General features: G+C 73.7%; 7 protein-coding genes, 1 tRNA gene and 2 pseudogenes. 3 read left to right on the top strand and 7 right to left on the bottom strand.

From position 1 onward, the window contains the following. Positions 1–2: 2 nt before the first annotated feature. Positions 3–749: an SDR family oxidoreductase gene (locus KPL57_RS21585; RefSeq protein WP_226352956.1), complete on the bottom strand. Its 747-nt coding sequence runs from the start codon at positions 747–749 to the stop codon at positions 3–5. A gap of 112 nt (positions 750–861) precedes the next feature. On the opposite strand from KPL57_RS21585, the gene KPL57_RS21590 reads away from it, so the two are divergent. Beyond that, positions 862–937 (top strand) — tRNA-Gly (locus tag KPL57_RS21590). A 2-nt stretch (positions 938–939) separates the two neighbouring features. On the opposite strand, the gene KPL57_RS66975 is transcribed toward KPL57_RS21590, so the two are convergent. The 4 genes from KPL57_RS66975 to KPL57_RS21605 form a co-directional block, all read right to left on the bottom strand. Further along, entirely contained in the window at positions 940–1,254 is a 315-nt protein-coding gene (locus KPL57_RS66975) for an SDR family oxidoreductase (protein ID WP_374203765.1), read from the bottom strand. Next, complete coding sequence (locus KPL57_RS72505; protein WP_374203766.1) at positions 1,149–1,733, bottom strand: SDR family NAD(P)-dependent oxidoreductase; 585 nt, start codon at positions 1,731–1,733, stop codon at positions 1,149–1,151. Before KPL57_RS72505 ends, KPL57_RS66975 begins: the two co-directional genes overlap by 106 nt. Before the next feature lie 82 nt (positions 1,734–1,815). Continuing rightward, on the bottom strand, positions 1,816–2,409 hold the full coding sequence (locus KPL57_RS21600) for a helix-turn-helix domain-containing protein (protein WP_226352957.1): 594 nt from the start codon (positions 2,407–2,409) through the stop codon (positions 1,816–1,818). Positions 2,410–2,482: 73 nt separating this feature from the next. After that, a complete protein-coding gene (locus tag KPL57_RS21605) occupies positions 2,483–2,887 on the bottom strand; it encodes a hypothetical protein (RefSeq protein ID WP_226352958.1) in 405 nt (134 codons plus the stop codon). Between the two features lie 74 nt (positions 2,888–2,961). Between KPL57_RS21605 and KPL57_RS21610 the strand changes: the two genes are divergently transcribed. After that, on the top strand, positions 2,962–3,216 hold the full coding sequence (locus tag KPL57_RS21610; protein WP_020624102.1) for a type B 50S ribosomal protein L31: 255 nt from the start codon (positions 2,962–2,964) through the stop codon (positions 3,214–3,216). A gap of 20 nt (positions 3,217–3,236) precedes the next feature. After that, positions 3,237–3,389, top strand: coding sequence for a hypothetical protein (locus tag KPL57_RS21615; protein ID WP_226352959.1), 153 nt, complete (start codon positions 3,237–3,239; stop codon positions 3,387–3,389). 212 nt (positions 3,390–3,601) lie between these two features. Here the strand turns inward: KPL57_RS21615 and KPL57_RS21620 are convergent. Together KPL57_RS21620 and KPL57_RS72510 are read right to left on the bottom strand one after the other, a co-directional pair. Then, positions 3,602–4,945, bottom strand: a pseudogene (locus KPL57_RS21620) (FAD-dependent oxidoreductase). A gap of 56 nt (positions 4,946–5,001) precedes the next feature. Beyond that, positions 5,002–5,880, bottom strand: a pseudogene (locus KPL57_RS72510) (metallophosphoesterase). Between the last annotated feature and the right edge of the window lie 377 nt (positions 5,881–6,257).

The raw sequence follows: 6,257 nt of genomic DNA on the forward strand, positions 1-6,257 counted from the left end.
GTTCACCGCACCTGTTCCACCGGCCGCACCAGCACCTCGTTGACCGCCACGTGCCGCGGGCGGGTCACGATGTAGACGACGGCGTCGGCGATGTCGGCCGGCTGCAGCACCCCGCGCTCGCCCGTCGAGGTCACGTCCGGCGCGTACTGCGCACCCGAGGTCGTCATCTCCGAGGTGACGAGGCCGGGCTCCACGAGGCCCACCCGCACGTGGCGTTCGGCGTACTCCTGGCGCAGCGCCTCGCAGAACGCGCCGACCCCGTGCTTGGTGGCCGCGTAGACGTTGCTGTGCGGGGAGGGGACCCGCCGTCCGGCCGCCGAGCTGATCGTCACCACGTCGGCGACGCCGCGCGGGCCACCGGCTGCCGTCGCCAGGTGCGGCAGGGCCGCGTGCGTCGCCGACAGCACGCCCATGAGGTTGACGTCGATCATCCTGCGCCAGTCCGCGACGTCGGCCTCGGCCGCCGGGCCCCAGGCCCCGACGCCGGCGTTGTTGACCAGCACGTCCAGCCCGCCGTGCTGCTCGACCACGGCCGCCACGGCGGCGTGCAACACGTCGTTATCGGTGACGTCCACCGGGTGCACCGACGACCCCGGCAGCGAGTCCGCCAGCTCCTCGAGCCGGTCCCGGCGCCGGGCCAGCAGCGCCACCGTCGCACCCTCGGCCGACAGCGCCCGTGCGGTCGCCTCACCGATGCCGCTCGACGCTCCCGTCACGATCACCGTCGTCCCGTCCAACCGTCCGCTCATGACGGCGGTGTACCCGCACCCCGGCGCAGTAATGATCATCGCCGGGGTGCGGCGCGGAGACCGGGATCCGGTGGGCTATCGTGGTCGGGCACGCACCGGGGACGGTGCGCATGCGGACGTAGCGCAGCTGGTAGCGCATCACCTTGCCAAGGTGAGGGTCGCGGGTTCGAATCCCGTCGTCCGCTCCACCTCACCCGGGGCGCCACCCGTTCCGGTGCCGCGCGAACCCACCTTCGGAGTCGATCACCTGTCCGGTGATCCAGGCCGCCTCGTCGGTGCACAACCAGGCGATCAGCCGGGCCGGGTCGTCCGGCTCACCGAACCGGCCGAACGGGAACATCGGGGCCATCTCGCGGAACGCGTCCGCGCCGAGGTAGCCGGTGTCGACCGGCCCCGGGTTCACCGTGTTGAGCCGCAGCCGCCGGTCCGCGAGCTGGTCGGCCAGGGTCGGGGTGATCCCCGCGACGGCCGCCTTCGCCGCGGCGTAGGCCACCTCACCGGGCATCGGCCCGCGTGCCTGCCCCGAGGTGAGCAGGACGGCCGCACCCCCGGGACGGTGTCGTCGTGCGCATTCGCCCACGCCTGGACCAGCAGGATCGAGGCACGCGCGTCGACCGCCCAGTGCCGGTCCAGCTCCACGGACAGCTCCCCCAGCGGGCCGTCGGACCCCGACAGCGCCTGGTTGGCGACGAGCAGGTCCACCGGCCCGGCGAGCTCACGGGCGGTGTCGAGCAGCCACTGCGGCGCGGACGGGTCGGCGAGGTCGGCGTGCACCCCGGCGACGGGCGCCGTCGCGTGCGTCCGCACCTCGGCCAGCGCGTCGTCGACGTCGTCGGCGCCCCACGGCTGCGCCGCGTCGTGCGGGGCGAAGTGGTGCACGACCACGGCCGCGCCGTACGCGGCGAGCCGGCAGGCGGTCGCGTGCCCGATCCCTCCGCGACGGCCACCGCCGGTCACGAGCGCGGTCCGGCCGCGCAACGGCATCGGGTCCGGCGCAGGGTGCTCACACCCCGACCCTGCCCGACCACGACCCGGCCGCGCGAGGGAGAAAGCGGGCGGACCGGGCTCAGTGGCGGCCCGGACCCGCTGCGCCGTGGCTGAGGTGTGCGTGCTCGCTCTGCAGGCTGAACAGCGCGAGCGTCTCGGCGGGCCGGTCGTCGGCACTGCCGATCCAGTGCGGTGTGCCGGTGTCGAACTCGACGACCTCGCCGGGATCGAGGAGGTGCTCGGTGTCGTCGAGGACCAGCTGCACCCGGCCGTCGAGGACGTAGAACCACTCGTAGCCCTCGTGGGTCTGCAGGGCGGTCGTCGCGGACGCGGCCGCCGGAGGGTAGATCACTTTGAAGGCCTGGACCCCACCACCGCGCCTGGTCAGCGGGACGAACACCAGCCCGCGGTGGCGCACCGGGCGCAGGTGGATGCGGGGGTCGCCGGTCGGTGGTGCCTGCACCAGGTCGTCGAGCGGGACCCCGTGGGCCCGGGCCAGGGGCAGCAGCTGCTCCAGCGTCGGCCGCAGCTTCCCGGTCTCCAGCCGGGACAGCGTGCTCGCGGTCAGGGAGGTCTCCGCGGCGAGCTGGTCGAGGGTGGCGCCGCGGCGACGGCGCAGGTCCCGCAGCCGCGGGCCCACCCCGGCGAGCACGTCACGTCCGGTGTCGTCCACACCGCCAGGTTGCCGATCGGCAAGGTTCCTTGCAAGACGGAGCGGCGGGCCCGGCCTCTCGGAGAGGCAGGCATCAGCCCCGGGCCGTCTCCGGGGTGATCGCGCAACGCAGCCGTGCGGGCAGTGCCTGCGGGTCGGGCGCGCCGTCCTGGAGCCAGCGGGTCACCGCGCGGACGTCGTCGGTGCTGCGGACCGGGCCGACCGCGACCACCGGCGACTCGGGACGGGTGCGGGTCGCGTCGCAGGCCTGCACCAGCAGCATCAGCCCGGGCCGGCGGACCGCACAGACGCCCGGCCCGAGCCGGCACACGGTGGTCACGAGCACCCCGTGGGCGCTGTCCTGCACCACCGCGCGCAGACCCTCCACCAGCACCTCGTCGATGCCGGGCAGGGCTGCGACGGTGCCGTGCGCGTCCTCGTCGAATCCCGACGGCGCGTGGGCACAGGCCCCGCACCGGACCACCGTGAACCCGTCCACCGGCACCCCTTCCTGCAAACAGTAATCATTCTCGATTACTATGACGGTAACACCCGCGACGCAGGAGGAACACCGTGAAGCCCGGCATCCACCCCCCGTACGGCCCGGTCGTCTACCGCGACACGTCCACCGGCGACGAGTTCCTGACCCGGTCGACCGAGACCTCGCGCGAGACCGTCGAGTGGTCGGACGGGAACACCTATCCCCTGATCAAGGTGGACACGACCTCGGCGTCGCACCCGTTCTGGACGGGCAACGCGCGGGTGCTCGACGCCGCGGGCCAGGTCGAGAAGTTCCGCCGCCGCTTCGGGGAGCGCACGCGCGGCTGACCCCGCGTAGCGTCGGCGGCATGCGCCGCCGTCGCGAACGGGTCCAGGTCGTCACCGACCTGACCGAGCCGCTGGCGGTCGAGCACGGTCGTCGCATCCGGATCCGGCTCGTCGCGATGGCGGTGTGGATCGCGGGCTGGATCGTCGCCGGCGCCCTGTGGCGCGACGGGTGACTGGCCACCGCGATCCTGCTGGCCAGCGGCCCGGGAGTGTGGGTGCTGTGGTGGCTGCTCGTCCCGTCCCGGGAGCACGGACGGCGCGAACCGGTCGGCCGCCGGCCCCCGCGGGCACTGCCCGCGCCGCGGGACCCGCGGGAGTGATCGGGTGGGCGGCCGCGGAGTTCCGCGACCACCCACCCCGGCATCCGGCGTCGTGGGCCGGAAGGTCATCCCGTTCTGCTGATCTCCACCATGTCCTCGCGCGGCACGACCTTCGTCCGCTCGCGGCCGCGCGCCTCGCCGAGGCTGCGCTCGTGCTTGTCGAGCGCGAGCCAGCCGCTCCAGGTCGTGTACGCCACGCCCCGGCGCTCCAGCAGCGCCTCGACCTCCGCCGGATCGCGGCGGGGCGCCCGGGGCAGCTGCGGGGCGTCGGCCAGCAGGCTCGCGACGGTCTCCGACGCGCAGCCTTGGTGTGCCCGATCAGCCCGACCGGTCCGCGCTTGATCCAGCCGACGGCGTAGACGCCGGGCAGCTCCTGGCCGTCGATGTCGTGCACCCGCCCCTTGCGGTGCGGCAGCACGCCGTGCTCGTGGTCGAACGGCAGATCGGCCAGGTGCGAGCCGGTGTAGCCGATCGCCCGGTAGACCGCACCGACCCGGGAAGTCGGTGAACCGGCCGGTGTCGCGGACGTCGCCGTGGCCGGTGTACTCGGTGCGCTCGATCCGGATGCCCTCGACGCGGTCGGTGCCGAGGATCCGCTCGGGCGCGAGAGAGGAAGTGCAGGTGCACCCGGCGCGGATCGCCGCGCCGGTCGCGCAGCGCCCACCCCTGCAGGGTCCGCACCACCATCTCGACGTGCTTGGCCGAGCGGACCTCGGCGGCGGCGACGTCGTCGAACTCGACGTCGGCCGGGTCGACGATCACCTCGACGCCCGGGACGTGGTCGAGCTCGCGCAGCTCCATCGGGCTGAACCGGGCGTGGGCGATCCCGCGACGGGCGAACACGTGCACGTCGGTGGCCGGGTTGCGGGAGAGGCCGGCGTGGACCGAGTCCGGGATCTCGGTGCTCGCCAGGTCCTCGGCGGTGCTCGCCAGGATCCGGGCGACGTCCAGGGCCACGTTCCCGGCACCGATCACCGCGACCGACGACGCGTCGAGCGTCCAGTCCCGGGGCACGTCGGGGTGGCCGTCGTACCATTGCACGAAGCTGGCGGCACCGTGGCTGCCCGGCAGGTCGATCCCGGGGACGTCGAGGTCCCGGTCCGCTCGCAGCCGGTGGCCGCGACGACCGCGTCGTAGTGCTCGCGCAGGTCGGACAGGGTGATGTCGGTCCCGACGTGGACGTTGCCGAACAACCGCACACCGGGGCGGTCCAGCACGCGGTGCAGGGCGTGCACGATCTGCTTGATCCGCGGGTGGTCCGGGGCGACGCCGTAGCGGACCAGCCCGAACGGTGCGGGCAGCTTCTCGAACAGGTCCACGGTGACGTCGGCGTCGGACTTCAGCAGGGTGTCGGCGGTGTAGACGGCGGCCGGACCGGCACCGATCACGGCGACGCGCAGCGCAGTCATCGTTCTCCTCGGGTGTCGACGGACCCCGAGGCTATAGCAAGGTAAGCCTTGCCTAACTATGATGCAGGCAACACCGTGCGCGGCAACTGGTCCGGGAAGTGCCCGCCGATCCGTTCGGAATGGCGTCGCCACTCCCGCGGGTAGCCCAGCGACACCTCGACGAACGGCACGCCGTTCGACGGTGACCGTGCGCGGGATGTGCAGGTGACCGTGCACGACCGCCCGGGCCCGGTAGCGGCGGGCCAGTCCGCCGTCGCCGTCGTCCCGCACCAGAGCGCGAACTCCGGGTACCACAGGACGTCGCAGGGCTCGCGGACCAGCGGCCAGTGGTTCACCAGGACGGTCGGCAGGTCCGGGGCGAGCGCGTCGAGGCGGGCGGCGGTGGCGGCCACCCGGGCGCGGACCACTCCGCCCGCGTCGCGTACGGGTCCGGGTGGAGCAGGTACTCGTCGGTGCAGACGACACCGGCGGCGTGGGCCGCGGCCAGCCCCTCCTCCGGGGTCGAGGTGCCGGCGGGCAGGAACGAGTAGTCGTAGGGCACGAACAGCGACGCGACGACGACCGGCCCCCGCCCGGCCCGTCCCACACCGGCCACGCGTCCTCCGGGGTCAGCACCCCGATCTCCCGGCAGCGGCGGACCAGCTCGTCGTAGCGGGCGACACCGGAGAGCCGCTCGACCGAGTCGGCCCGGACGTTCTTGGCGCGGGTCCAGAGCTCGTGGTTGCCCGGTGTCCACAGCACCGGGCGAAGCGGTCGCGCAGCGCGGCGAGCGTCGCGACGACGATCTCGATCCGTTCGTCGACGTCACCTGCCGACGATCAGCCAGTCGCCGGGGGGTGCGACGGGCGCAGCCCCGCGGCGATGTCGCCGTCCTCCGCGTACCGCACATGCAGGTCACTGACCGCGAGCAGGCGCGGCTCCCCGACGGCGGTCACCCGTCATTGGTACCGGTGACCCCGGGGCCACCCCCCGCCGGGGCGAGCGAAACGCGCCTACCCGCGGTAACTTACCCCTGGTAGCTTGGATTCGAGCTCGACGACGAGGCGGGGAGGCCGGCATTGGCGGCATCGCGAGGCGTACGACGGGGATCCGGTGGGTGCTGCGGCACGGGGCGATGCGCCAGGAGGTGACCCGCCAGGCGGGCAAGGGCGACCTGGGCGCCCACATGATCATCAGCCCGGAGGTGGTCCGGGGGACCCGTACCCGGCCTACGAGCAGATCCGTGGTCAGGGCGGATGGTGCGCTCGGCCCTGACCTGGACCACGGTCGACCACGAGATCACCACCGAGGTGCTGCGCAGCCCCGACTTCTG

The organism is Pseudonocardia sp. ICBG601, assembly GCF_020496245.1.